Source organism: Mycolicibacterium vaccae NBRC 14118 = CIP 105934, from assembly GCF_001552715.1.
GTDB lineage: Bacteria > Actinomycetota > Actinomycetes > Mycobacteriales > Mycobacteriaceae > Mycobacterium > Mycobacterium vaccae.
This window is the reverse complement of the sequence record NZ_BCRS01000021.1, coordinates 25,608-50,656: the sequence shown is the minus strand read 5'-3', so window position 1 is coordinate 50,656 and position 25,049 is coordinate 25,608. Positions and strand designations below refer to the sequence as shown.

Genomic DNA, 25,049 nt, shown 5'->3' with positions numbered 1-25,049 from the left:
GGGCTGGCGGGCAGCCGCGGCGATGACGGCGCGGCCGGGACCGCCGGTCGGGCCGACAGTGGCGACGACGACTAGCTGCTGAGTGGCGCATGCCTCCGCGCGCGGCTCAGTGCCGTGTCGCGGAGGTTTGTGCCGTCAGCACATGCGCCCGTGGCGCGGAAAAAAATGTCGGCGCGCAGCGGTAAGTTTGGGGTCGATATGACTTCGCTCTTCTCCGAAACCAGCACCGACGAACTCCTCGACGGGCTCAATCCCCAGCAGCGCCAGGCGGTGCTGCACGAGGGCACACCTCTGCTGATCGTCGCCGGTGCAGGCTCGGGTAAGACGGCGGTGCTGACCCGCCGCATCGCCTACCTGCTGGCCGCCCGCGAGGTCGGCGTGGGGCAGATCCTGGCGATCACGTTCACCAACAAGGCCGCCGCGGAGATGCGTGAGCGCGTGGCGGCGCTCGTCGGCCCGCGGGCCCGCAACATGTGGGTCTCGACGTTCCACTCGACGTGCGTGCGGATCCTGCGCAACCAGGCCTCGCTGCTGCCGGGCCTGAACTCGAACTTCTCCATCTACGACGCCGACGATTCCCGCCGCCTGCTGCTGATGATCGGCAAGGACATGGGGCTCGACACCAAGAAGTACTCGCCGCGGCTGCTCTCCAACAGCATCTCCAACCTCAAGAACGAGCTGATCGGGCCCCCGCAGGCCGCCGCGGAGGCCTCCGAGGCCGCCGACGATCTCGCGCGGATCGTCGCCGACGTCTACGCCGAGTACCAGCGCAGGCTGCGCGCGGCCAACGCGCTGGACTTCGACGACCTGATCGGCGAGACCGTCGCCGTTCTGCAGGCGTTCCCGCAGATCGCGCAGTATTACCGGCGGCGCTTCCGCCACATCCTCGTCGACGAGTACCAGGACACCAACCACGCGCAGTACGTGCTGGTGCGTGAGCTGGTCGGAACGGCCGCCTCGGACGACGATGCTGCCGGCGTACCGCCCGCGGAGCTGTGCGTCGTCGGTGACGCCGACCAGTCGATCTATGCGTTCCGCGGCGCGACGATCCGCAACATCGAGGACTTCGAGCGGGACTACCCGAACGCCACCACGATCCTGCTGGAACAGAACTACCGCTCCACCCAGACGATTCTGAACGCGGCGAACTCGGTGATCTCCCGCAACGTCGGCCGGCGGGAGAAGCGGCTGTGGACCGACGCGGGCGAGGGCGAGCTGATCGTCGGCTACGTCGCCGACAACGAGCACGACGAGGCGCGCTTCGTCGCCCAGGAGATCGACGCGCTGGCCGATTCCGTGCCCGGGTTCTCCTACAACGACGTCGCGGTGTTCTACCGCACCAACAACTCCTCACGCGCCATCGAGGAGGTCTTCATCCGGGCCGGCATCCCGTACAAGGTCGTCGGTGGCGTGCGGTTCTACGAGCGCCGGGAGATCCGCGACATCGTCGCCTACCTGCGGGTGCTCGACAACCCCGGTGACGCGGTGAGCATGCGGCGCATCCTCAACACCCCGCGCCGCGGCATCGGCGACCGCGCCGAGGCCTGCGTGGCGGTGTACGCCGAGACCACCGGCGCCAACTTCAACGACGCGCTCGCCGCCGCCGCCGAGGGCAAGGTGCCGATGCTCAACACCCGGTCGGAGAAGGCGATCAAGGGGTTCGTCGAACTGCTGGACGACCTGCGCGGCGGCCTCGACGGCGAACTCGGCGATCTCGTCGAGACCGTGCTGGACCGCACCGGTTACCGCGCCGAGCTGGAGGCCTCCACCGATCCGCAGGACCTGGCCCGGCTCGACAACCTCAACGAACTGGTCAGCGTCGCCCATGAGTTCAGCATCGACCTGGCCAACGCCAGAGCCCTGGCCGACGAGGACGCGGCGGCCACACCCGACGAGGACGTGCCCGACACCGGCGTGCTGGCCGCTTTCCTGGAGCGGGTGTCGCTGGTCGCCGATGCCGACGACATCCCCGAGCACGGCTCCGGCGTCGTCACGATGATGACGCTGCACACCGCCAAGGGCCTGGAGTTCCCGGTCGTCTTCGTCACCGGCTGGGAAGACGGCATGTTCCCGCACATGCGTGCGCTCGGGGACCCCACCGAACTGTCCGAGGAACGCCGGTTGGCCTACGTCGGCATCACCCGGGCCCGGCAGCGGCTGTATCTGAGCCGGGCCAAGGTGCGGTCGTCATGGGGTCAGCCGATGCTGAACCCGGAGTCCCGGTTCCTGCGGGAGATTCCGCAGGAACTCATCGACTGGCGACGCACCGAGCAGCCGTCGTCGTCGTTCTCGGCGCCCGTCGGCAACGCGGGCCGGTACGGTGCCCCGCGCCCGTCGCCGACCCGGTCCGCCGGGGGCAAGCGCCCGCTGATCGTCCTGGAGCCCGGCGACCGCGTCACCCACGACAAGTACGGGCTGGGCCGGGTGGAAGAGGTCTCCGGGGCCGGCGAGTCGGCGATGTCGCTGATCGACTTCGGCAGTGCCGGGCGCGTGAAGCTGATGCACAACCACGCGCCGATCAGCAAGCTCTAGCCCGACCGGCTCCACCGCGCGGTGGCCGGCAGCGCCGCCAGCACGATCGACGACAGCGGAAGCAGCGGCATCGCGTACACCAGCGCGGGCAGCTTCGCCCCGGCGACGAACAGGCTCGCGAAGATCAGGATCGCGATCACGGCCCCGACCACGATCAGCAGGCGCGCGTTGGGGCGGCGCAGCAGCAGCGCGATCACCCCGCTGATGGAGCCCGCGGCCGCCACGGCCGCGAGGAACCCCATCGCCACGCAGAACAGCAGGTCCGTGGCCCACCACCCCGCGATCAGATCGGTGGCGATGACGCCGGTGGCCCACCCGGACACGATCGCCGACACCGCGGTGGCCTGGGCGGTCCGGGAGTCCGCGCGGGGAACGCGCGGTGCGCCGACGGCGACGGGTTTGGCACGCGGGACGTACCGGGTAACAGGAGCGGAGACAGACGCGGCAGCGAGCTCTCCGGTGGGATGACGTCGGAGAAGGCTCGTCGGTGACTCAGAGGAGGTCTCAGCGCCGGACAGGACGGGCTGGGAGCCGGTGTTCAGCGGCGCGCGCCGCAGGATCCGGGTCTCTTCGGTGGAATCAGAGGACTCGTCGGCCACTCAGCCAACGTAGCCGCCGGGGCTCAGGCCCCGCTTGGCCAGCCATCCGACGGGATCGACGCGGGTGCCGCCGATGTGCACCTCGAAGTGGCAGTGCGGGCCCGTGGAGTTTCCGGTGTTGCCCATCTTGGCGATCTGGTCGCCGGCCATCACGCGCTCGCCGACGTTGACCATGATCGAGCTGTTGTGGCCGTACAGCGTCACGGTGCCGTCGGCATGGCGAATCTTGACCACGTTGCCGTAGCCGCCCTCGGACCCTGCCGCGACGACCAGTCCGTCGGCCGCCGCCAGGATCGGGGTGCCGATCGCGTTGGCGATGTCGATGCCGGCGTGCAGCACGCCCCAGCGGTAGCCGAAGCCCGAGGTCCACACGCCGGTGGTGGGCATCACGAACTGAGGCTTGGTGAGCCGGGCCTCGCGCTCGGCGCGCTCCTGGGCGAACGCCGCGGCCTTGGTGATCTCCTCGGCGTGCACCGCGGAGTTCGCGGCCGGGGTGACCGTCACGATCTGCATGCCGTCCACCGAACCGGTGATGGCACCGTCGCCGAGCGCCGCCTGGTCCGCGGCCAGCACCGTCGCGGCCGGCGCCTTCGAGGTGTTGTTGGTCATCGTGTACGCACCGGCAGCGGTCGCTCCGACCGCCATCGCCGCCACGACGAGCCTGCCCCTGACCGGCACTTCAGTCTTGCGGTGCAGGCCTTTGCTGCCCCGCATATCGATGATGTCGGTCTTTGCTGCGCCGTCGCTGACGTCGGTGTGGCTGTCGCGGTAGGCGTGGGCGGACGGTTGCCGATCGGCGCGCGGTGCGGCGCGGAACTCGGCCGGCACGGCCAAGCGAAGGGGCGTCTCGTCGGCGGCGTCGTTGAGGTCGTCCAGCTCGGGAGCGTGGATCACCTGCGTGTCGCGATCAAATGCCGCGTGGGACAAGAACTCTAGAGAGTCAAGATCGTCGAGCTGCCCGAACTCGTTGAACGGGATGATGTCGGTGACTTCGGTCAGGCCAGGCGCCGCGGGGGCCTCGGAAGAGCGAGGCAGACGATGCTGAGGCAACCTGAATAATCCTTTGTCGTCGTGATCAGACCGTTATCTAGACCAGTGGACGTTAACCAAACTTGCATCGGAGTGGCAACCCGTCGCTCTATTCCGCCGCGATTTGTGATTTGAATCACTCCGGGGGAGCCGGTGAGATCGACCACATGAACGGTAGGCGGTGGCAATGGGCAGCACCCGGCTCGATACAGTTCGTCGGAGCCCGTCGGGCCGTAACTTTAGCCGCTCACAGACAGGGAATTTCCGGAGTCTATGGACCTCTTCGAGTATCAGGCGAAAGAGCTGTTCGCCAAGCACAACGTTCCCACCACTCCCGGCCGGGTCACCGACACCGCCGAGGACGCCAAGGCCATCGCCGAGGAGATCGGCAAGCCGGTCATGGTCAAGGCCCAGGTCAAGGTCGGCGGCCGTGGCAAGGCCGGCGGCGTCAAGTACGCCGCGACCCCCGATGACGCCTTCACCCACGCGCAGAACATCCTCGGCCTGGACATCAAGGGCCACGTCGTCAAGAAGCTGCTGGTCGCCGAGGCCAGCGACATCGCCGAGGAGTACTACATCTCCTTCCTGCTCGACCGCGCCAACCGCACCTACCTGGCCATGTGCTCGGTCGAGGGCGGCATGGAGATCGAAGAGGTCGCCGCGACCAAGCCCGAGCGGCTGGCCAAGGTGCCCGTCGACGCGGTCAAGGGTGTGGACGAGGCCTTCGCCCGCGAGATCGCCGAGAAGGGCCACCTGCCTGCCGAGGTGCTCGACGCCGCCGCGGTGACCATCGCCAAGCTGTGGGAGGTCTTCGTCAAGGAGGACGCGACGCTGGTCGAGGTGAACCCGCTCGTCCGCACGCCCGACGATCAGATCCTGGCGCTGGACGGCAAGGTCACCCTCGACGCGAACGCCGACTTCCGTCAGCCCGGCCACGCCGAGTTCGAGGACAAGGACGCCACGGACCCGCTGGAGCTCAAGGCCAAGGAGAACGACCTCAACTACGTCAAGCTCGACGGTGCCGTCGGCATCATCGGCAACGGCGCCGGTCTGGTCATGTCGACGCTGGACGTCGTCGCGTATGCCGGGGAGAAGCACGGCGGCGTGAAGCCGGCCAACTTCCTCGACATCGGTGGTGGCGCGTCGGCCGAGGTGATGGCCGCCGGGCTGGACGTGATCCTGAACGACTCTCAGGTCAAGAGCGTGTTCGTCAACGTGTTCGGCGGCATCACCGCGTGCGACGCGGTGGCCAACGGCATCGTCTCGGCGCTGCAGATCCTCGGTGACGAGGCCAACAAGCCGCTCGTGGTGCGTCTCGACGGCAACAACGTCGAAGAGGGCCGTCGCATCCTCTCTGAGGCCAACCATCCGCTGGTCATCCAGGCCGACACCATGGACGCCGGCGCCGACAAGGCCGCCGAGCTGGCGAACAAGTAAGGGACACAAGATATGTCGATCTTCCTGAACAAGGACAGCAAGGTCATCGTCCAGGGCATCACCGGCGGCGAGGGCACCAAGCACACCAAGCTGATGCTCAAGGCCGGCACCCAGATCGTGGGCGGGGTGAACGCGCGCAAGGCCGGCACCACGGTCACCCATCAGGACAAAGCGGGCAACGACGTCGAGCTCCCGGTCTTCGCCTCGGTCGCCGAGGCGATGAAGGAGACCGGCGCCGACGTGTCGATCGCTTTCGTGCCGCCGGCGTTCTCCAAGGACGCGATCATCGAGGCCATTGACGCCGAGATCCCGCTGCTGGTGGTCATCACCGAGGGAATCCCGGTGCAGGACACCGCCTATGCGTGGGCTTACAACGTCGAGAAGGGTCAGAAGACCCGCATCATCGGCCCCAACTGCCCGGGCATCATCACCCCCGGCGAATCGCTGGTCGGCATCACGCCGAACAACATCACCGACAAGGGCCCGATCGGCCTGGTGTCGAAGTCGGGCACGCTGACCTACCAGATGATGTACGAGCTGCGCGATCTCGGCTTCTCGACCGCCATCGGCATCGGCGGCGACCCGGTCATCGGCACCACCCACATCGACGCCATCGAGGCGTTCGAGAAGGACCCGGAGACCAAGATCATCGTGATGATCGGCGAAATCGGCGGCGACGCCGAGGAGCGGGCCGCCGACTACATCAAGGCCAACGTCTCCAAGCCGGTCGTCGGCTACGTCGCCGGCTTCACCGCCCCGGAGGGCAAGACCATGGGCCACGCCGGCGCCATCGTGTCGGGCTCCTCGGGCACCGCCGCCGCCAAGAAGGAGGCGCTGGAGGCTGCAGGCGTGAAGGTCGGCAAGACGCCGTCGGAGACGGCGAAGCTGGCTCGGGAGATCCTCGAAAACCTCTGATTCACATCGAGACTGCGGTCGGCACGCGATCCTTCGGGGTTCGTGAGCCGGCCGCAGTTTCGTTTGTCAGCCGGCGCGGTACTGCAGGTAGCTGCGCAGCAGCGGCTCGGTCAGGTCATACCAGGACGTGCGCCGGTCGTCCGCGGTCTTCGAGGAGGTCACCCAGTGGTCGGCGGCCAGCCGGCCCAGCGCGGCCGACGCGGACTGGTTCGAAACACCCACTGCGTGAGCCAGATCCGACACCGTCCGGGGACCGGGGCCGCGGGCCAGCTCCACGACCAGACGCTGCTCTCCGGCCGGCAGCAGCCACAACCGGTGCTGGAAGTACGGGGCGAGCCGGTCCAGCAGCGCATCGACTGCAGGGGTGAGCGCGTCGAGGCTGGGGGCATCGACGCACTCGGACAACAGATGCCACGACCGTGGTGCGCCGCCGACGATCCGGTGAATCGCGGCGACCCGGTCACGCCCGGCCGGGGAGTCCAGGAACGCGACGAGCTCGGAGTCGCCGCGCCGCTGGGCGGCCTGCCGCAGCAGGGTCGAGGTGTCCTCGACGCCGAGATCCGGCAGCGTCTCGACCATGAAGGACCCGTACCACGGGTACTCCCGCGAGGAGACGCCGGCGAACAGCGCCGGGGTGGTCGCGACGATCAGCACCGCGGTCGAGGTCTCCACCCACGCGCGCAGGCTGCCCTGCCCGGCGGTGCCGAGCGCGTCGAAGACCCGGTCGAGGTTCTCGACCGCCAGCAGGATCGTGCGGCCCGCGGCCGCGTCGATCAGCGCGGCCTCGACACCGACCGGGTCCCGGGCCAGGCGCAGCGACCTGGCCTCCTCGGCCAGGACGGGGTCGACCGCGCGGGTCATCTCCACGAGCAGGTCGGTGTAGGAGCCGATCGCCAGCGAGTCCTCGGCGACGACCACGGGCAGCACCCGCGCAGCGGTCGCCGTGTCCGACAGTGCCCGGGCGAGGGCGACCTGCAAGGTATGCGTCTTGCCGGAGCCCCGCGGGCCGACCAGCAGCGTGTGCGGGCGGGATCCGTCGCGGGCGGCCGACGTGATGCGCGCGGTCAGGGTCGCCAGTAGGTCGGTGCGCCCGACCGTCAGCGCGTCCAGCTCGTCCGCGGACACCGCCGACGGAGTGAACAGTGCCGGGATGCTCACCGGCGCATCGCTTTCCATGCGCGCAACACCAGGGGAGAGGAGAACCGGTCGGTGACCGGGTCGCCGCCCGCACGGGTCAGATAGTGGTCGAGCGTCAGCCGTTCGACGAACGACACCAGCTGCGCGCGGTCGGTGATCGGGCTGCCCTCGCTGCGCAGCCGCATCAGCACGGTGTCGACGTCCAGTGGCCGGCTGGCGTGCGCATAGACGTCGAGCACCCCGGCGATCGCCGGGGCGTCCGCGCCGTAGTAGTGCGGAAGCCGGTCCCGGTAGTGCCTCAGATCCCAGGGGTCATACGGGTTCTCGATCGCATCCAGCACCAACAGGCCGATCAGCTCGGGATACACCGGCATCTGGGTGTCGTAGGACGACTTGCGGGCCGCTGCCACCAGGTGCTGGATGTAGTACGGCACGTTCTCCGCGGCCGCCGCGATGGCCGCCCCGACGTCGTGCTGGTCGGTGGTGGGGGTGCCGGTGCCCAGAAGCAGGCACTCGGCCAGGTAGGTGGCGTGATCGGCACGGATGGGGCCGACGGCGATCTTCGGGATGTCATTGACGGTGCTGGGCGCATCGGCGGAGACGTGGTGGAACCCGATCGATCCCGACAGTACGGTCGCCACCCGGCCCGGGTGTTCCTGGCGGACGCGGCGCAGCAGGTGCAGGAAGGTGTCGCCGGAGCCGGGCTGTGCCCGTTCGAGGTTGCGTGCCAGCACGCTGACCTCGTCGATGAACAGCGCCAGGATGCGCCCGTCGGTGCGCCGGATGGCCCGGTGCAGCAGGTCGTCCAGCGTCGCGGCGGCGCGGCTGTCGCGTTCCAGGCGAACGGGTCCGGCGGTGAGCGTCAGCCGGATCTTGGCCAGTTCGGTCGCCCAGGCCGGGTCCAGGCGGGCCAGTTCGGAGATCAGCGCGGAGACGAACTCGGCGTAGGTCTCCCGCTCGGCGCTGACCGACACCACCACCGCGCCCTGATCGGCGGCCAGCCGCTGCACGAGCCGGGACAGCGAGGTCTTGCCGTGGCGCCGGTCGCCGACCAGCACCGCGCCCGAATGCGGCAGCGACGCGAGGACCTCGGAGGATTCCCGGACGCGGCCGACGACGTCCTCGGTGGGCACGACGCCGCCGACGACCAGCGACATCGGACGGGGCTGCCAGTTCACCCGGCAAGTCTACGTCAAAGGCGATGTACATCAATATAGATGTACGTCTGCTGTGTTGTACGTCGTGGGCGTTGGCAAGCTCACAGCACACTCGATTAGCCTCGCAAAGTAACTGAGAGGACGGCACATGGCAGTTGATCCACGGACCCCCGTCGTTGTCGGGGTCGGGCAGTTCACCGAACGCATCGACGATCCCGGATACCGCGGGAAGTCGGCGGTCGACCTGGCCACCGCTGCGGCGCGATCGGCGCTGCGCGACACCGGCGCCGACGAGGCCGCTGTCGCCCGTGCCGTCGACACGGTCTTCGGGCTCCGGCAGTTCGAGATCTCCGGACCGATGCCCGCCGTGCTCGGCAAGTCGAACAACTATCCGCGGTCGGTGATGAACCGACTCGGCGGCGACCCCGCCCGGGTGGTCCTCGAACCGGTCGGCGGGCAGAGCCCGCAGAAGCTGGTCACCGAGGCCGGGAACGCCATCGTCGCCGGGGACGCCGACGTCGTCATGATCATGGGCTCCGAGGCGGGCTCGACCCTCAAGTACTTCGCCGGCCGCGACGACAAGCCCGACTTCACCGAGCACGTCGACGGCCAGCTCGAGGACCGCGGCCACCAGATCTACAACTACATCGACGAATACACCGTCACGCACGGGCTGACCGGCGCGCCGGTGCAGTACGGCCTCCTGGACAACGCGCGCCGGGCCCGGTTGGGCCTCGGTGTCGCCGAGTATCGCCACCAGATGGCCGAACTGTTCGCGCCGATGTCGAAAGTGGCTGCGGAGAACCCGTTCTCGTCGTCACCGGTGCAGCGGTCGGTCGCCGAGATCGAGACCGTGACCGACGAGAACCGGATGATCTGTGATCCCTACCCGAGGCTGCTCGTCGCCCGCGACACCGTGAACCAGGGCGCGGCGGCAGTCGTCATGTCCGTCGAGGCCGCCCGCAGGCTCGGGGTGCCGTCGCAGAAATGGGTGTACCTGCACGGCCATTCCGATCTCATCGAGCAGGCCCTGCTGGACCGCGCGGACCTCGGTGCGTCGCCGGCGTCGGTGCTGGCCGCCCAGGAAGCGTTGCGGGTGGCCGGAATCGGCGTCGACGACGTCGCCACCTTCGACCTGTACAGCTGCTTCCCGTTCCCCGTGTTCGTGATCTGCGAGGCGCTCGGGCTGGCCGCCGACGACCCGCGCGGCCTCACCCTGACCGGCGGCCTGCCGTACTTCGGCGGGCCCGGCAACAGCTACTCCCTGCATGCCATTGCCGAGACTGTCGCCCGGATGCGCGACACGCCAGGGCAATTCGGCTTCGTCGGAGCCAACGGCGGAATCATGAGCAAGTACTCGGTGGGCATCTACTCCGCCGAGCCCGCGCCGTGGCGCAGCGCGCGCAGCGCGGAGCTGACCGCGCAGATCGCCGAGCTGCCGAAGGTCCCGGTCACCAAGGAGCCGGACGGGACCGGCACCGTCGAGACCTACTCGGTGCGCTACGACTGGCCGGTGCGCACCGGCATCATCGTCGGGCGGCTGGACGCCGACGGCAGCCGCTTCATGGCGACCACCGAGGACGCCGAACTCGTCGCGCTGATGTCCGACGAGGACCCGCTGGGCGTCGACATCGCCGTCGCGCCGACCGGGAACGGCAACCGCGCGAAACTGCGTTGACTAGAACAGCTGCGTGGACGTCGGGGTCAGGACGAAGCCGTGGTCGCCGACACGACAGGCGGTGACACCGGTGTCGTCGACCCCGCACTCGATGCTGCCCTCGGTGATCGTGTGCATCGCGGGCAGCGGTGCGGGAATCGTCGCCGGGTCGGTCGGGATCGCCGGATCCGGTTGCGGATAGAGCGGTTCGGCGGTCGCGGCCGCATCGGTGGCCACCAACACCTGCCAGGTCCCCGGGCCCAGGTCGGGGCGAGGCCCGTCGCACGACAACGTCTGCCGCGACGGGTCGCCCCGGGAGTTCATCGTGTTGTGGATGCACTGCTGCCCGTCGGGGGTCGTGAAGGCGAACCCGCCGACGTACGGCGAGTCCTGCGCGTAGGCCCCGGCATCGACGGCGGGATAGCCGGACAGGTCCGGGAAACCGGGCGGCTCGGCCCACGCCGGCGGCGCCGTCATCAGCAGCACCGGGACCGATGCGGTCAGTGTCAGGCGGCGGAACCGGTCGCGGACCATCGTGTGCTCCCAAGCCTCAGCGGGCGGATCACACCAGCCTAGCCACCGCCGGGACGGTATCCGCCGGTGTCAGCCCAGCCCGTCGAGCTTGCCGGCCAGTCGTTCGACGTAGGCCGCGACCTCGGAGTCGGACTTGTCGGGCAGGCCGAACAGGACTTCGGTGACGCCGAGGTCCTTCCAGCGCGCCAGCTTGTCCGGATCCGGCTTGAAGTCCAGCGCGACGATCTGGGGCGCACCGTCCCGGTCCGCCGAGGCCCAGGTGTCCTGCAGCAGCTTCACCGGCGCGTCGATGTCGAAGTCGCGCGGCGTGGTGATCCAGCCGTCGGCCGACCGGGCGATCCACTTGAAGTTCTTCTCGGTGCCCGCAGCGCCGACGAGCACCGGGATGTGGGCCTGCACGGGCTTCGGCCACGCCCAGGACGGCCCGAACTTCACGAACTCTCCGTCGTACTCGGCTTCCTCCTGCGTCCACAGCGCCCGCATGGCCTCCAGGTATTCGCGCAGCATCGTGCGGCGGCGCCCCGGCGGCACGTTGTGGTCGGCCAGTTCGTCGGTGTTCCAGCCGAACCCGACGCCCAGGGACACCCGGCCCCCGGAGAGGTGGTCGAGCGTGGCGATGGACTTCGCCAGCGTGATGCAGTCGTGTTCCACCGGCAGCGCGACCGCGGTGGACAACCGGACCCGCGAGGTGACCGCGGCAGCGGTGCCCAGCGACACCCACGGGTCCAGCGTGCGCATGTAGCGGTCGTCGGGCAGCGTCTCGTCGCCCGTGGTGGGGTGGGCGGCCTGACGCTTGATCGGAATGTGGGTGTGCTCAGGCACGTAGAACGTCGTGAAACCGTGGTCGTCGGCCAGTTTCGCGGCTGCCGCCGGCGTGATGCCGCGGTCGGAGGTGAACAGCACCAACCCAAAGTCCATACCCGGAATTAGAACGTGTTCCAATCCGTGTGCGCAAGGGGGGTACCTGTTCGGCAGCGGCGGGCCGTCCGCCCCGAACACGGGTAGCCGGCTACTCGCGACATCGGGTTCCCGACGCGGAACAGTGCGATCCATGGGGGACTTCACCGCAGCCAAGGCGAAGCTCAAGGAATGGGGCCGGCGCTATCTGCCCTGCGAAACAGCGGGAACGGCAGGGGAGTTCGGGGCGGCAGCGGCCGTCTACGCCACGACCGGGTCGACGGCCCTTGCCGCGGTGGCGGCCACGGTGGGCGCTTCCGTCGGGTACTACGCGGTGGCGTTCGCCGCGGCGCTGCGCGGCGCCCACCGCGACCTGGCGCACCGCCGCGCAGTGCCGCGGACGGCGCTGGCGAGCCTGCTGGCGCTACGCAGCGTGGTCATCGAGTTCGGTCCCGCCGAACTGATCGACAGCATCGTGGTCCGGCCGCTGGCCTTCTATCTCGGGCCCGCCCTGTTCGGCCACGTGGTGGCCGGCTGGATCTTCGGCAAGGTCGTCTCCGACGCCGCCTTCTACGCCTGCGCGATCGTCAGCTACGAGCGCTTCAGCGCACTGCTCGTGCGGCGCCGACCGGAACCGAGGAAGGAGACCGCACGTGAATCCGCTGCGACGGTCTCAGCTGCGTGACGAACTGCGTGACCGCGGCCGGCGTTGGTCTGAGCTGGCCCGGACCCACGGCACCCCGGTGCTCATCCTCGAACCGCACCTGGTGGCACGCCGCTTCGACGAACTGCGCGCCGCGCTGCCGGGTTTCGGCCTGCACTACGCAGTCAAAGCGCTGCCGCACCCGATCGTGTTGTCCACCATCGCGATCTGCGGAGGCGGGTTCGACGTGGCCACCCGCGGCGAGATCGAAATGCTGCAGCAGCTGGGCCTGCCCCTGCATCGCTGCATCCACACCAACCCGATCAAGAAGCCCGCCGACATCGACCACGCCTATGCCGCGGGCGTTCGGACATTCGTCGTCGAGAACCCCTGTGAAGCAGAGAAATTCACCGACCGTCCGGACGACGTGGAACTTCTGGTTCGGCTGGCGTTCCGCAACCCGGGCGCGAAATCGGATCTGTCGACCAAGTTCGGGGTCGAACCCGCCGACGCCGAGCTGATGGTCAAACACCTGCTCACCACCGGCGTGCGGTTCGCAGGCTTCAGCTTTCACGTCGGCAGCCAGGGGGACTCGGCCGAACCGTACCGGCACGCGCTGCGGCAGACGCTGGAGCTGGCCACGCATCTGCAGCACAGCCTCGGCGTGCCGACCCGGGTGATCGACATCGGTGGCGGGTTCCCGGTCAGCTACCGCGATGCCGCGCCGACGGTCGGCGAGATCGGCGCGGCCGTCGACGACGTGCTCGGCGACCGCCGCGGGCAGTTCGAGTTGTTGGCCGAACCGGGACGCTTCCTGGCCGCCGACTGCATGACATTGCTGACCAGTGTGGTGGGGTCCGCGGAACGCGACGGACAGCTGTGGCACTACCTCGACGACGGGCTCTACGGCAGCTACTCGAACGTGATGACCGAGGACGTGCACCCGCCGATCCTCGCGGTCGCCGAGCTCACCGACGCGGAACCGGCCCTCGAACCCGTGACGCTGGCCGGGCCGACCTGCGACAGCGCCGACGTGATCGCCCGCAGGTACCCGATGCCCGCACTCGGCACGGGCGACCTGCTGATCAGCCCGATGATGGGCGCCTACACCAGCGTCACCGCGTCCCGCTTCAACGGGATCGCCCCCACTCCGGTGGTGATGGCCTGAGCGGCGCGCCGGACCTTTTCCTCACCACGATCCATACCGATGACCGCGGGGCCGCCCGGGGCTTCGATGACTCAGCATGACGACCGAACGCATCGCCGACCACGTCAAGTTCGCCTACTGGGTGCCCAACGTCAGCGGCGGCCTGGTCACCAGCGACATCGAGCAGCGCACCGACTGGAACTACGACTACAACAAGAAGCTCGCCCAGACCGCGGAGAACAGCGGGTTCGAGTACGCGCTGTCCCAGGTCCGCTACGAGGCCAGCTACGGCGCCGAGTACCAACACGAGTCGACCAGCTTCAGTCTGGCGCTGCTGCTGGCGACCGAACGGCTCAAGGTGATCGCCGCCGTGCATCCGGGCCTGTGGCAGCCGGCCGTCCTGGCCAAGCTCGGCGCCACCGCGGACCATCTGTCCGGCGGACGGTTCGCCGTCAATGTGGTCTCCGGCTGGTTCAAGGACGAGTTCACCCACCTCGGCGAGCCGTGGCTCGAACACGACGAACGGTACCGGCGTAGCGCCGAATTCCTGCAGGTCCTCCGAAAGATCTGGACCGAGGACGAGGTCGATTTCCGCGGCGACTTCTACCGCATCCACGACTTCACCCTCAAGCCGAAACCGCTCAACACGCCCGAGCGGCCCAACCCGGAACTGTTCCAGGGTGGCAACTCCACCGCCGCGCGGCGCAACGGCGGGCGCCACGCCGACTGGTACTTCTCCAACGGCAAGGACTTCGACGGCGTCACCGAGCAGTTGGTCGAGGTCCGCGACCACGCCCGCAGCGCCACTCCGGCGGGCCGCGAGGTCAAGTTCGGGCTGAACGGCTTCATCATCGCCCGCGACACGGAAAGAGAAGCGAAAGAGGTGCTGCGCGAGATCATCGCGAAGGCGAACACGCCTGCGGTGGAAGGCTTCCGCAGCGCCGTGCAGCAGGCCGGCAACTCCACCTCCGACAAGCACGGCATGTGGGCGGACTCCACGTTCGAAGATCTGGTGCAGTACAACGACGGCTTCCGCACCCAGCTCATCGGCACACCCGAGCAGATCGCCGAACGCATCGCCGCCTACCGCCGGCGCGGAGTCGACCTGATCCTGGGCGGTTTCCTGCACTTCCAGGAGGAGATCGAGTACTTCGGGGCGCGGGTGTTGCCGCTGGTCCGTGAGATCGAGGATGCCGAACGTGATTCGGCGTTCGCCCCCGTGCTCACCGCGGTATAGCGACGCCCGGCCGACCCCGATGAGGTGACAGGCGCACCCCGGGGTGCGCTAGCGTGGTTTATCGAATCGCTCAGGCGGATTGATCGACGTCGACTGTCGTCCTGGATGGCGGCACCGTCGGTTCCGATGCCCGCACAGCACAGGAGAGGTCATGTCGTACCCACAAGGCGCGCCCGGAGGTCCTGGTTACCCGGGCCAGCAGCCGACCACCCAGTTCACCGCACCGACGCAGCAGTTCAGCAGGATCTCCGACGCCGACCCGGTGACCGAGGGCCCGAGCCGACTGCCCGCCTACCTCAGCGCCGCCGTCGCGACCCTCGGCCTGCTCGTGTACCTGTCGAGCTTCGGTCCGCAGTTCAGCGTCGCGGCGTCCAACTTCCCGGGTCTGGGTGAGTTGACCGGAAGCTCGCTGGGCATCGTCTTCGCGGTCATCGCCGCGGTCGTGGCCGGCCTGCTGGCCGCGGTGGGCCTGCTGCCGCGGCAGCGCAACTTCACCGCGGTGGCCGCCGTCGCCGCGGTCCTGGGTTTTCTGCTGGTGATCGCCGAGGTCCTCAACAAGCCCGCCGAGGCGTCCATCGACTGGGGTCTCTACCTCGTCATCGCGTTCACGCTGCTGCAGGCGGCCGTCGCCGTCGTGGTCATGCTGTTCGATTCCGGCGTCATCACCGCCCCGGTGCCGCGGCCCAAGTACGAACAGCCGCAGTCCTACGGCCAGTACCCCGGTTACTACGGCCAGCAGCAGCAGCACGGCGGGCCGGGCCAGCACCAGCAGGGCCCGCCCCAGCAGCGTCCCGGATACCCGACGCAGTACACCGGCAGCGGTTACCCCGGCACCGGTCAGAGCACCGGCGGGTTCCAGGCCGCGACCCCGTCGGGACCTTCGGGCCCGCCCACCCCGCCCACCGGTTTCCCCACCTACGGTCAGCCGCCCGCGAGCAACACGCCGACCACCCAGACACCGGCGCCACCCCAGTCGCCGTCTTCCTCGCAGTCGGATCAGTCCTCGTCGTAGTCTGAGCCGCGCGTGCGCGACCGTCGCGCGCCCGAGCGTCTGCGAGGAGCGGCCCAACCCGTGAGCACCCGGCCAGTCGGCACACGGCAGGCGCGTGACCTGCTACGGGTCGCGTTCGGACCGTCGCTCGTCGCGTTGCTGATCATCGCTGCGGTGGTTCTGCTGCAGCTGGTGATCGCCAACAGCGACATGACAGGCGCTCTCGGCGCCATCGCCAGCATGTGGCTGGGTGTACATCTGGTGCCGGTGTCCATCGGCGGCAGCGCCCTCGGGGTGATGCCGCTGTTGCCGGTGCTGGTGATGATCTACGGCACCGCGCGCACGACCGCGGCGGCCACGGCGCCGGGAACATCGTGGTTCGTCACCCGCTGGGTGGTGGGCTCGGCGCTGGGCGGGCCGATACTGATCGCCGCAATCTGTCTGGCGGTCATCCACGATGCCGCCTCTGTGCTGACCGAACTGCAGACCCCGGACGCGCTGCACGCGTTCGGCTCGGTGCTGGCGGTCCACGCGATCGGCGCGGCGCTCGGCGTCGGCTCCCGGGTGGGCAGGTCTCTGCTGGCCTCCTCACCCCTGCCGAAATGGCTGCCCGAGGCATTCCGGGCCGCCGCGGCCGGTGTGCTCGCGCTGATGGGGCTGTCCGGCGCCATCGTCGCCGGATCACTGATCGTGCACTGGTCGACGATGCACGACCTGTTCTCCATCACCGACTCGATGTTCGGGCAGCTCAGCCTGATGGTGCTGTCGGTGCTCTACCTGCCCAACGTGATGGTCGGCGCCGCCGCGGTCGCGGTGGGGTCGAGCGCGCACATCGGTCTGGCGACGTTCAGCCCGTTCACCGTGTTCGGTGGGGACATCCCGGCGTTGCCGGTGCTGGCCGCGGTGCCGACGCCGCCGCTCGGGCCGGTGTGGGTGGCGCTGATGATCGTCGCGGCCGTCTCGGCGGTCGCGCTGGGCCAGCAGTGCGCGCGCCGGCCTCTGCCCCTGGGTCCCGCGCTGGCCAAGCTGTCCGTCGCCGCGGTGGCCGCGGCCGCGACGATGGCGCTGCTCGGACATGCCGGTGGGGGACCGCTGGGCAATTTCGGCGACGTCGGGGTCGACCAGACCACCTTCGCGCCTGCGGTGTTCCTGTGGATGTGGGGGATCGGTGCGCTGACCGTGGGGATGTCCGGCGGCGTCACCCCCCGGGTCCGCAAGCCCAAGCCGGTGCCCGGGCCGGCGGCCGCAGACCCGGACGACGACCTCGGCGGCGAGGACGGCACCGGCGAGGACCCGGACCCGGAGACCGTCGAGATCGTGCCCGGCGAGCCTGCTCCCGGTCCCGAACGCGAACCCGAACCTGAACCGCAGCCCGACCCCGAGGCCGTCTCTGCGCCCGGCCCCGAGGAGTTGGACCGTCCAGCGCCGTCCTCGGCCGCGGTCGCGTCCGCTGCCGGGACTGCGGCGGACTTCGACCCCGAGGACCACTTCGTGGTCGACGAGGAAACGCGCAGCGTGGCGGACGACGACAGCGGCGGCGAACGCGAACGCGGGGCCCACTAGGCTTTCAGCGTGCAATCCCAGGCCCGCGGAGACGAGGAGCGATCTGGCATCCGCGTGCCACCGAGCGCGCCGGCCAGAGTCGTCGTGCTGGCCTCGGGAGGCGGTTCGCTACTGGCCTCGCTGCTGCGATCGGACGTCGGCGGGTACCCGGCCCGGGTGGTCGCGGTGGGCACCGACCGGCCGTGCGCGGCGCTGGAGGTCGCGGCCGGATACTCCGTACCGACCTTCACCGTGCCACCCGCCGAGTTTGCCGATCGCGCCGCGTGGGACGCCGCGCTGACCGCCGCGACCGTAGCTCACCAACCGGACCTCGTCGTGTCGGCCGGGTTCATGAGAATTCTTGGACCGGCGTTCCTTTCGGCGTTCCCCGGCCGTGTGCTCAACACCCATCCGGCGCTGCTGCCCGCGTTCCCGGGTGCGCACGCGGTACGCGACGCGCTGGCCTACGGGGTGCGGGTGAGCGGATGCACGGTCCACCTCGTGGACGAGGGCACCGACACCGGGCCGATTCTCGCCCAGCAGGCGGTGGCGGTGCGTGACGACGACGACGAGGCGAGCCTGCACGAACGGATCAAGGTGAGCGAAAGACAACTGCTGGTGGACGTGGTGGCAGCGGTGGCCACCCGCGGCGTGAGATGGACAGGACGAAAGGCGACCCTAGGATGAGCGACAACGACGAGGTGTTCCGGCGGCCGATCCGCCGGGCGCTGATCAGCGTGTACGACAAGACCGGACTCGTTGCTCTCGCGCAGGGGCTGCATGCTTCCGGTGTGGACATCGTGTCCACCGGGTCGACCGCGAAAACCATTGCCGGGGCGGGTGTTCCGGTCACCCCGGTGGAGGAGGTCACCGGCTTCCCCGAGGTGCTCGACGGCCGGGTGAAAACCCTGCACCCGCACGTGCACGCCGGTCTGCTCGCCGACCAGCGCAGGCCCGAACACGTGGCCGCACTCGAGCAGCTCGGTGTCGCCGCCTTCGAACTCGTGGTGGTGAACCTGTACCCGTTCACCGAGACCGTCGACTCCGGGGCCGGGGTCGACGAGTGCGTGGAGCAGATCGACATCGGCGGGCCCTCGATGGTGCGCGCGGCCGCCAAGAACCATCCCAGCGTCGCCGTGGTCGTCGACCCGCTCGGGTATGACGGTGTGCTGGCCGCGGTGCGAGCCGGCGGATTCACCTATGCGGAGCGAAAGAAGCTGGCGGCGTTGGCTTTCCGTCACACCGCTGAGTACGACGTCGCGGTGGCGTCCTGGATGGATTCGGTGCTGGCCCCCGACGACACCGCAGGCGACGTGTCCGCAGTGCTGCCGCGCTGGCTGGGTGCGACGTTCCGCCGGTCGGCTGTGCTGCGCTACGGCGAGAACCCGCATCAGCAGGCCGCGCTGTACGGCGACGTCGGCGGTTGGCCGGGTCTGGCGCAGGCCGAGCAGCTGCACGGCAAGGAGATGTCCTACAACAACTACACCGACGCCGACGCGGCGTGGCGGGCGGCGTTCGACCACGAGGACATCTGCGTGGCGATCATCAAGCACGCCAACCCGTGTGGCATCGCGGTGTCGTCGGTGTCGGTGGCCGATGCGCACCGCAAGGCCCACGAGTGTGACCCGCTGTCGGCGTTCGGCGGGGTGATCGCGACCAACACCGAGGTGACGGTCGAGATGGCCGAGACCGTCGCCGGGATCTTCACCGAGGTGATCGTTGCGCCGGCCTACGAGCCGGGCGCCGTCGAGGTGCTGTCGGGGAAGAAGAACATCCGTGTGCTCGTGGCCTCTCAGCCGCAGCCGGACGGCACCGAGTTCCGTCAGGTCAGCGGTGGACTGCTGGTGCAGCAGCGTGACGCACTCGACGCCGCCGGGGACGACCCCGCCAACTGGCGGCTGGCCACCGGTTCGCCCGCGGACCCGGCCATGCTCGCCGATCTGGTGTTCGCCTGGCGGACGTGCCGTGCGGTCAAGTCGAACGCGATCGTGCTGGCCAAGGACGGAGCGACCGTGGGTGTGGGCATGGGCCAGGTCAACCGGGTCGACGCGGCCCGGTTGGCCGTCGAGCGCGCCGGTGACCGTGCCCGCGGCGCGGTCGGCGCCTCGGACGCGTTCTTCCCGTTCCCGGACGGGCTCGAGACACTGATCAGAGCCGGGGTCACGGCGGTCGTGCATCCCGGCGGTTCGGTGCGCGACGACGAGGTGACCGCGGCCGCCGAGGCCGCCGGGGTCACGCTGTACCTCACCGGGGCGCGGCATTTCGCGCACTAGGGGTGACGGGCTGATGTTTTCGCGCAGAACGCGGCGCCGAGCGGTCGCGGCTGCCGTGGTCATCGCCGCGATGCTCGTGCCGTCGTGTACCAGGGTGGTCCACGACGCGCGGGCGGTCGCCGTCGAGCCCGGCACGCCGTTCGGCTCCTACGCGTCGGCGGACGCATGCACGCCGGTGAACGGCAAGCTCGCCGACATCGCGCCGCCGCGTGGGGCCGCGGCCGACGCCGAACCGGTGCTGCGCATCCCGCAGCCCGACGGCTGGAAACGGATCACCGCGCTGGACTCCCCGATGATCCGGTTCGTGATGCGCAACGACGGCCTGGCCAAGGGCGGGGTCGCACCGACGGCGGTGGTGACGCTGGAGTCCCACCGCGGCGAGATCACGGCGCAGAAGTTCTTCGCCGACCAGCAGCGGCAGGTGAAGCAGCTCGGCGTGACCGATCTGACGCTGACCGACACCACGGTGTGCGGACTGCCCGCGGTGCGGGGGCACTATCTGGTGTCACTGCTGCCCGGCCTCAAGCCGCGCCGCGCCGACCTGCTCAGTGTCGTGATGTTCAGCGAGGGCCGGACCTACGGCGTGGCCGTCACGGTGCAGAGCGCCGACGAGCAGGATCCGGACTACCGCCGCGATGTCGACCAGATCCTGGGCGGCTTCCAGATGCTGCCGCCTGGGAGCCGCTGAGGGACGGTCAGGGTAGGCCTGCGAGCAGCTGCCCACGCACCGTCTGCAGATGGCGCCGCATGGCCTCCCGGCTGCGGACCGCGTCGCGGTCGAAGATGGCCTCGGCGATCTCCCGGTGCTGCCCCTGGCACACCGCGTAGTTGTCGGCGCTGTACGGACGGGCGTCGAGCGCGCTGCCCGCGAGCCGGCGCCGGCCCGACTCGACCATGTCATGGAGTGCCGCCACCACGGAATTGTGGGTGGCGTTCGCCAGCGCCCGGTGAAAAGCGATGTCGCACTCCACGAATTCCTCCGGGGTGCGTGCGGCATCGCCCTGCTCCAGGCAGCGCCTGATCTCGGCGAAGTCCTCGGCGGTGGCCGCCACGGCCACCAGTGTCATGAGGTTGGGTTCCCACGCCGCACGGGCGCCGATGAGGTCGAGCGGGCTGATCTCGACTTGCTCCGCGATGGCCGCGGGGGCGGCTCCGTCATGGGTCAGGAACGTGCCGCGCCCGACCTCTCGGGTGATCCGCCCCTGGTTTTCCAGCGCGTCGAGCTGTCTGCGGACGTCGTGGCGGCTGCAGCCGAGCAGCTCGGCGAGCGCGCGCTCGGTGGGCACCCGGCTGCCTGGCCGGAGTGCGCCGGCCAGTATCTGGTCGTCGATGTACCGGGCGACGGTGGTGGCGTCGTCGTCGTTCACTGGCCGAACACCACAGACCGTACGAAGCGGAGGTGCTCGGTCATCGCCGCGCCCGCGCGGCGCCGGTCGCGCTGCATGAGCGCCGCGACGATCTCCTCGTGTTCGTGCTCGATGACGGCCCGGTTCTCGGGGGTGTAGCCGTCGCGTTTGAGCCGACCCCACACCGGGTTGTTCCTCGTCGAGTTCAGCACGTCCACCATGGCCACGATCTGCGGGTTGTGCGTGGCCACCGCGAACGCGTGATGCAGTGTGACGTCCCACTGCTCGAATGTTTCGTAGTCGGTGGCAGCCGCGCCGCGGGCCAGGCAGCGACGCAGTTGGGCGAAGTCGTCTTCGGTGGCGGCGAGCGCGGCCAGCGAGACGACCTCGGGCTCGAAGATCAGCGAGGCGGTCATGATCGCCGCAGGCGTGAACGCGCCGCCGCCGATACCGGAGGGCTGGTTGTCGCCGTCCGGGACCAGGAAGGTTCCCCGTCCCACCTCGCGGACCACCCGTCCCTCGCGCTCCAGCTCTGACATCACGCGGCGCACCTGCGCGCGGGAGCAGCCGAGCATGCCGGCGAGGTGCCGCTCGGCCGGCAGTCGGCCGTCCGGAGGAAGGTCCGCCGCCCCCACCCACTCATCGATCAGCCGACGGACGTCGCGGTCGACGTCCGGCCCCGCTGCTTCGCTCATCGTCTCCCCCTCTGAGTGCACGCCCTTCACTGTAACCAATGTGACCAAATTGGGCGCAGTGACGATCAAGAGAGGCATAAGTCGACCAATGTGCCGTGATTGGTTACAGTTACGCGTGCGTAAACTCTGGGCTGTCCGGGTTCACTACCGGTTGACTTAAGGCGGCACGATGAGCGGTGTGTCTGACCGCCTGGCCCTATCGGCGTTGGTCGGCGCGATCCCGGTCGGCATGGTCGAAACGGCGTCGCACACCGCGGGGGTCGTCCCCGGACGGGTGCGCAGCCTGCCGCCGTGGGTGACGACCTACCACCTGTTGGCGTCGGCGATGTGCCCGCTCGCCGGCTACGACGACATCACCGATCTGCTGTGGACGACGCTGCCTGCCGCCACCGGACGCGGACTGTCCGGCGAACGTCCGACCAGAAGCGCGGTCACCAGGGCCCGGTCGCGCCTCGGCACGCTGCCGTTGGCGCTGCTGTTGCGCGAGACCGTGCGGCCAGTCTCGGCGGCCGGCATGGAAAATGGGCTTGCCCTGCATCGATACCGAGCGGCTGGCATGCCCGGCCTGTGGTGGATCACCGACGCGGGCACCGGCGCGCTGCGTGCCTGTGATGCGCGCGGCGCAGATCTCGACACCGCGGCGGCACTGCTGGACAGTGTCTCTGCGGCGCAGGTGACCGTGGACCTGCCCGCGTCCGCTGTCGAGTCCCTGCAGCAGCGCGCGGCGGCCGGGCTCCGGATCGTGGCGGCGCCGCAACCGGCGGAGCCCGAGAATCCGTTCCGCGGATTACGCGCCCGCACCGCCGATGCGTGGCGCCAGGACGCGCTGGCCCGGGCGTGCGTGACCGTGGCGCTGGAGAAGGCGCTGGTGACGTGCCGGGCGCGCGTCTGATCGCGCCCTAAGTCAACAAAGGGCTTAGGTGGCCGCTCGGCAATTTGCGTGATTGTGTTCCCCGCACAGCCCAACTCTTCTAGCCTGATTGGGCGGTGAATGGTTGAAGATTGGTTGCCGACTCACGTGGGAGAGACATGAAGAAATCGACGAAGGTCTGGTCCAGCGCAGCGGCCGCGGCCGCCTTGTTCGCGGTGCCCGCATGCTCGGGCGGCGGTGGCGGCGACGCCGGCGGCTCCGGTGATCCCCTGGTGGTGGGCATGCTGATGGCATTCAGCGGCCCCACCGCGGTGGAAGGCGCCGAAGTGGTCAACGGGTGCCTGCCCGCTGCCGCGGAGATCAACGAGGCCGGTGGCGTGCTCGGACGCGACATCGAGTGCGAGGCGTTCGACACCAAAGGCACAGCCAGTGACTCGGTGCCGGCCGCACGCCAGATGCTGAGCACCACGTCCAATCTGTTCACCGTGCTGGGCCCCAGCACCGCCGAGGCCGCCGCGGCCGCCCCGGTACTCGAAGAAGCCGGCCAGGTGATGTTCTCCCCGGCCGGAGACGGTCGCTTCGACCGCACCGAGCTCGACTACTACTACCGCCTGATCACCTCCGACACCGTCGGCGCGCAGGCGATGGCGCTGCACTCCCAGCAGCAGGGATTCGACAAGGTGGCCCTGGTCTTCGTCGGCGGCGCGTCTGCGCAGGCGAACATCCCGCCGCTGGAAGAGGCACTCGGCGGCCTGGGCGTCGGCGTCACCGAAGCGATGACCATCCAGCCGGAGCAGCCGTCCTACCGGACCGAGGTGGCCCGCATCCTGCAGAACCGGCCGGCCGCCATCATCTTCGAAGCCGATGCCGTCACCGCGGGCACCTTCCTGACCGAGCTCAACCAGGCCGGCGGGGCAGACATCCCGATCGTCACCAACACCCTTGCCACCACCGGTGATTGGCAGAAGGTAGCGGTGAACGCCTACGGCGGCGACGAGGCCCTGGCCAAGTCCCTGCAGGTCGTCGTCCGGTACGCGCAGGAAGGCGGAGCCGGGACCGAGACCTACGTCGAGACCCTGCAGTCGCTGGAGGGTCAGGACGGGATCGACGTTCCGTCCTTCAAGGACAGCGCATACTCCCGGGCCGCCTACGACGGTGTGATCCTGTCGGGGCTGGCCGCCACGAAGACCGATTCGGTGGAACCCGAGGACTACAACTCGGCGATCCCGGAGCTCCTGGCCGCCGGTGACGGCAAGACCGTGGTCACCAACTACTCCGAAGGCGTCGAGGCGCTCGGCAAGGGCGAGGACATCCAGTACGTCGGCGCCAACGGTGAGTACCGGCTCAACGAATTCCACAACGTGATCGGCGCTTTCGCGCTCTACGACTGGGATCCGGCCGCCAAGGAGCTGCGGTTGGTGAACCAGCTGCCCGCCGACGAGCTCGAGGCGCTCGCGAGCGGACAGCGCTGATCTCGTGAATCTCCTTGTCTCGGCGACGGTGTTCGGGGTGGTGATCGCCGCGGTGCTCGCCCTGGCCGCGGTCGGTTTCACCCTGCAGTACAGCGTCTCCAACGTCTTCAACCTCGCGTTCAGTGAGACGATGGTGATCTCCGGCTTCGCGGCGCTCGGGGCCGGTAACGCCGGGCTCCCGATGGCGGGCGCGGCGCTGGTCGGGGTGGCGGCCGGTGTCGTGGTCTCGCTACTGCTCAATCACTTCGTCTACCAACCGTTCGCCCGGCGCGGGGTGTCGGTGTTCCAGATGCTGGTGATCAGCCTGGCGGTCAGCTTGGTGCTGGCCAACGGCCTGCTGGCGCTGGTCGGCCCGCTGTCGTTCCGGTACGAGGTCACCCCGACGGTGGTGTTCACCATCGCCAGCGCGGCCGTCACCGATCTGCAGTTGATCGTGATTGTGCTCGCGGTCGCCGCCATGGTCGGAATGCACTTGCTGCTCAAGCGTTCCCGGTTGGGACTGGCCATGCGGGCCGCCTCGGTGGACGGCGGCCTCGCCCAGTCCTGCGGTATCGCCACCCAGCGCGTGGTGGCCACCGCGTGGGCCATCTCCGGAGGACTGTGCGGTCTGGCCGGCGTCGCGCTGTTCATCATCAGCTCGTCGTTCTCGGCGACCTCGGGCCGCACGTTCATCGTGCTGGTGATCGCCGCGGCTGTGCTCGGCGGAATCGGTGACGCCTACGGCGCGATGCTCGGTGCCCTCGTGCTGGGACTGGCGACGGAGGTGACCGCGGTGTGGCTGGATCCCAGCTTCAAGATCGCGATCGCGCTGCTGGTGCTGATCGGCGTGCTGATGGCGCGGCCGCAGGGCATCCGCGCGGAGTTCTCGTCAGGAAGGGCACTACAGGTATGAGGACCCAGCGAGGAGTGGACGTGCGAGGCACGAGCGCGGGAACGGA

At 69.3% G+C, this 25,049-nt stretch carries 23 protein-coding genes; 15 read left to right on the top strand and 8 right to left on the bottom strand.

The window, feature by feature from the left end:
• Nucleotides 1-198 precede the first annotated feature (198 nt).
• On the top strand, nt 199-2,532 hold the full coding sequence (gene pcrA / locus MVA01S_RS06660; RefSeq protein ID WP_003930048.1) for a DNA helicase PcrA: 2,334 nt from the start codon (nt 199-201) through the stop codon (nt 2,530-2,532).
• Here pcrA and MVA01S_RS06655 read toward each other — a convergent pair.
• On the bottom strand, nt 2,529-3,131 hold the full coding sequence (locus MVA01S_RS06655; protein WP_003930049.1) for a hypothetical protein: 603 nt from the start codon (nt 3,129-3,131) through the stop codon (nt 2,529-2,531). The two genes, pcrA and MVA01S_RS06655, sit on opposite strands and share 4 nt — an antisense overlap.
• Complete coding sequence (locus MVA01S_RS06650; RefSeq protein ID WP_003930050.1) at nt 3,132-4,181, bottom strand: M23 family metallopeptidase; 1,050 nt, start codon at nt 4,179-4,181, stop codon at nt 3,132-3,134.
• A 252-nt stretch (nt 4,182-4,433) separates the two neighbouring features.
• On the opposite strand from MVA01S_RS06650, the gene sucC reads away from it, so the two are divergent.
• Together sucC and sucD are read left to right on the top strand one after the other, a co-directional pair.
• The gene (gene sucC, locus MVA01S_RS06645; protein ID WP_003930051.1) at nt 4,434-5,597 is read left to right on the top strand and encodes an ADP-forming succinate--CoA ligase subunit beta; all 1,164 of its coding nucleotides are present in this window, start codon (nt 4,434-4,436) and stop codon (nt 5,595-5,597) included.
• 12 nt (nt 5,598-5,609) lie between these two features.
• The gene (gene sucD / locus MVA01S_RS06640) at nt 5,610-6,512 is read left to right on the top strand and encodes a succinate--CoA ligase subunit alpha (protein WP_003930052.1); all 903 of its coding nucleotides are present in this window, start codon (nt 5,610-5,612) and stop codon (nt 6,510-6,512) included.
• 66 nt (nt 6,513-6,578) lie between these two features.
• On the opposite strand, the gene MVA01S_RS06635 is transcribed toward sucD, so the two are convergent.
• Nucleotides 6,579-7,688 carry a MarR family transcriptional regulator gene (locus MVA01S_RS06635; protein WP_003930053.1) on the bottom strand — a complete coding sequence of 370 codons (1,110 nt, stop codon included), beginning with the start codon at nt 7,686-7,688 and terminating at the stop codon, nt 6,579-6,581.
• Nucleotides 7,667-8,806, bottom strand: a complete 1,140-nt coding sequence (locus MVA01S_RS06630; RefSeq protein ID WP_040540920.1) for an ATP-binding protein — start codon at nt 8,804-8,806, stop codon at nt 7,667-7,669. The genes MVA01S_RS06635 and MVA01S_RS06630 overlap by 22 nt, the downstream gene beginning before the upstream one ends.
• 148 nt (nt 8,807-8,954) lie before the next feature.
• Here MVA01S_RS06630 and MVA01S_RS06625 point away from each other — a divergent pair, with 148 nt between their 5' ends.
• Nucleotides 8,955-10,484, top strand: coding sequence for an acetyl-CoA acetyltransferase (locus tag MVA01S_RS06625; protein WP_003930055.1), 1,530 nt, complete (start codon nt 8,955-8,957; stop codon nt 10,482-10,484).
• Here the strand turns inward: MVA01S_RS06625 and MVA01S_RS06620 are convergent, their stop codons facing one another.
• Nucleotides 10,485-10,997, bottom strand: coding sequence for a hypothetical protein (locus tag MVA01S_RS06620; protein WP_003930056.1), 513 nt, complete (start codon nt 10,995-10,997; stop codon nt 10,485-10,487).
• A 69-nt stretch (nt 10,998-11,066) separates the two neighbouring features.
• Nucleotides 11,067-11,915: an LLM class F420-dependent oxidoreductase gene (locus MVA01S_RS06615; RefSeq protein WP_003930057.1), complete on the bottom strand. Its 849-nt coding sequence runs from the start codon at nt 11,913-11,915 to the stop codon at nt 11,067-11,069.
• Between the two features lie 133 nt (nt 11,916-12,048).
• Here MVA01S_RS06615 and MVA01S_RS06610 point away from each other — a divergent pair, with 133 nt between their 5' ends.
• The 8 genes from MVA01S_RS06610 (at nt 12,049) to MVA01S_RS06575 (ending at nt 20,415) form a co-directional block, all read left to right on the top strand.
• On the top strand, nt 12,049-12,579 hold the full coding sequence (locus MVA01S_RS06610) for a hypothetical protein (protein WP_003930058.1): 531 nt from the start codon (nt 12,049-12,051) through the stop codon (nt 12,577-12,579).
• Complete coding sequence (locus tag MVA01S_RS06605) at nt 12,548-13,705, top strand: type III PLP-dependent enzyme (protein ID WP_003930059.1); 1,158 nt, start codon at nt 12,548-12,550, stop codon at nt 13,703-13,705. Before MVA01S_RS06610 ends, MVA01S_RS06605 begins: the two co-directional genes overlap by 32 nt.
• 76 nt (nt 13,706-13,781) lie before the next feature.
• Nucleotides 13,782-14,921: a dimethylsulfone monooxygenase SfnG gene (gene sfnG, locus MVA01S_RS06600; RefSeq protein WP_003930060.1), complete on the top strand. Its 1,140-nt coding sequence runs from the start codon at nt 13,782-13,784 to the stop codon at nt 14,919-14,921.
• A gap of 151 nt (nt 14,922-15,072) precedes the next feature.
• Nucleotides 15,073-15,933 carry a DUF5336 domain-containing protein gene (locus MVA01S_RS06595; RefSeq protein ID WP_060941561.1) on the top strand — a complete coding sequence of 287 codons (861 nt, stop codon included), beginning with the start codon at nt 15,073-15,075 and terminating at the stop codon, nt 15,931-15,933.
• A 60-nt stretch (nt 15,934-15,993) separates the two neighbouring features.
• Complete coding sequence (locus MVA01S_RS06590; protein WP_003930099.1) at nt 15,994-17,475, top strand: cell division protein PerM; 1,482 nt, start codon at nt 15,994-15,996, stop codon at nt 17,473-17,475.
• A 9-nt stretch (nt 17,476-17,484) separates the two neighbouring features.
• On the top strand, nt 17,485-18,141 hold the full coding sequence (purN, locus tag MVA01S_RS06585) for a phosphoribosylglycinamide formyltransferase (RefSeq protein ID WP_040540922.1): 657 nt from the start codon (nt 17,485-17,487) through the stop codon (nt 18,139-18,141).
• On the top strand, nt 18,138-19,727 hold the full coding sequence (gene purH, locus MVA01S_RS06580; RefSeq protein WP_003930101.1) for a bifunctional phosphoribosylaminoimidazolecarboxamide formyltransferase/IMP cyclohydrolase: 1,590 nt from the start codon (nt 18,138-18,140) through the stop codon (nt 19,725-19,727). Before purN ends, purH begins: the two co-directional genes overlap by 4 nt.
• Before the next feature lie 13 nt (nt 19,728-19,740).
• Nucleotides 19,741-20,415 (top strand): hypothetical protein, encoded by a 675-nt coding sequence (locus tag MVA01S_RS06575; protein WP_051015254.1) that lies wholly within the window; start codon nt 19,741-19,743, stop codon nt 20,413-20,415.
• Between the two features lie 7 nt (nt 20,416-20,422).
• On the opposite strand, the gene MVA01S_RS06570 is transcribed toward MVA01S_RS06575, so the two are convergent.
• Nucleotides 20,423-21,094, bottom strand: a complete 672-nt coding sequence (locus MVA01S_RS06570; protein ID WP_003930103.1) for a FadR/GntR family transcriptional regulator — start codon at nt 21,092-21,094, stop codon at nt 20,423-20,425.
• Nucleotides 21,091-21,768: a FadR/GntR family transcriptional regulator gene (locus MVA01S_RS06565; RefSeq protein ID WP_003930104.1), complete on the bottom strand. Its 678-nt coding sequence runs from the start codon at nt 21,766-21,768 to the stop codon at nt 21,091-21,093. The genes MVA01S_RS06570 and MVA01S_RS06565 overlap by 4 nt, the downstream gene beginning before the upstream one ends.
• 169 nt (nt 21,769-21,937) lie before the next feature.
• Here MVA01S_RS06565 and MVA01S_RS06560 point away from each other — a divergent pair, with 169 nt between their 5' ends.
• From MVA01S_RS06560 to MVA01S_RS06550, 3 genes are all read left to right on the top strand, one after another.
• Entirely contained in the window at nt 21,938-22,660 is a 723-nt protein-coding gene (locus MVA01S_RS06560) for a transposase domain-containing protein (RefSeq protein ID WP_040540924.1), read from the top strand.
• 137 nt (nt 22,661-22,797) lie between these two features.
• Nucleotides 22,798-24,111 (top strand): ABC transporter substrate-binding protein, encoded by a 1,314-nt coding sequence (locus tag MVA01S_RS06555; RefSeq protein ID WP_003930106.1) that lies wholly within the window; start codon nt 22,798-22,800, stop codon nt 24,109-24,111.
• Nucleotides 24,112-24,115: 4 nt separating this feature from the next.
• Entirely contained in the window at nt 24,116-25,003 is an 888-nt protein-coding gene (locus MVA01S_RS06550; RefSeq protein WP_003930107.1) for a branched-chain amino acid ABC transporter permease, read from the top strand.
• Nucleotides 25,004-25,049 lie beyond the last annotated feature (46 nt).

What these genes read in the sequence shown, in the direction of transcription:
- MVA01S_RS06615 (WP_003930057.1), bottom strand. Translation starts at nt 11,915, where the DNA reads ATGGACTTTGGGTTGGTGCTGTTCACCTCCGACCGCGGCATCACGCCG.
- MVA01S_RS06555 (WP_003930106.1), top strand. Translation starts at nt 22,798, where the DNA reads ATGAAGAAATCGACGAAGGTCTGGTCCAGCGCAGCGGCCGCGGCCGCC.
- MVA01S_RS06575 (WP_051015254.1), top strand. Translation starts at nt 19,741, where the DNA reads ATGTTTTCGCGCAGAACGCGGCGCCGAGCGGTCGCGGCTGCCGTGGTC.
- MVA01S_RS06610 (WP_003930058.1), top strand. Translation starts at nt 12,049, where the DNA reads ATGGGGGACTTCACCGCAGCCAAGGCGAAGCTCAAGGAATGGGGCCGG.
- sucC (WP_003930051.1), top strand. Translation starts at nt 4,434, where the DNA reads ATGGACCTCTTCGAGTATCAGGCGAAAGAGCTGTTCGCCAAGCACAAC.
- MVA01S_RS06630 (WP_040540920.1), bottom strand. Translation starts at nt 8,806, where the DNA reads ATGTCGCTGGTCGTCGGCGGCGTCGTGCCCACCGAGGACGTCGTCGGC.
- MVA01S_RS06565 (WP_003930104.1), bottom strand. Translation starts at nt 21,768, where the DNA reads ATGAGCGAAGCAGCGGGGCCGGACGTCGACCGCGACGTCCGTCGGCTG.
- MVA01S_RS06625 (WP_003930055.1), top strand. Translation starts at nt 8,955, where the DNA reads ATGGCAGTTGATCCACGGACCCCCGTCGTTGTCGGGGTCGGGCAGTTC.
- sucD (WP_003930052.1), top strand. Translation starts at nt 5,610, where the DNA reads ATGTCGATCTTCCTGAACAAGGACAGCAAGGTCATCGTCCAGGGCATC.
- MVA01S_RS06620 (WP_003930056.1), bottom strand. Translation starts at nt 10,997, where the DNA reads ATGGTCCGCGACCGGTTCCGCCGCCTGACACTGACCGCATCGGTCCCG.
- MVA01S_RS06595 (WP_060941561.1), top strand. Translation starts at nt 15,073, where the DNA reads ATGTCGTACCCACAAGGCGCGCCCGGAGGTCCTGGTTACCCGGGCCAG.
- pcrA (WP_003930048.1), top strand. Translation starts at nt 199, where the DNA reads ATGACTTCGCTCTTCTCCGAAACCAGCACCGACGAACTCCTCGACGGG.
- sfnG (WP_003930060.1), top strand. Translation starts at nt 13,782, where the DNA reads ATGACGACCGAACGCATCGCCGACCACGTCAAGTTCGCCTACTGGGTG.
- MVA01S_RS06635 (WP_003930053.1), bottom strand. Translation starts at nt 7,688, where the DNA reads ATGGAAAGCGATGCGCCGGTGAGCATCCCGGCACTGTTCACTCCGTCG.
- MVA01S_RS06560 (WP_040540924.1), top strand. Translation starts at nt 21,938, where the DNA reads ATGAGCGGTGTGTCTGACCGCCTGGCCCTATCGGCGTTGGTCGGCGCG.
- purH (WP_003930101.1), top strand. Translation starts at nt 18,138, where the DNA reads ATGAGCGACAACGACGAGGTGTTCCGGCGGCCGATCCGCCGGGCGCTG.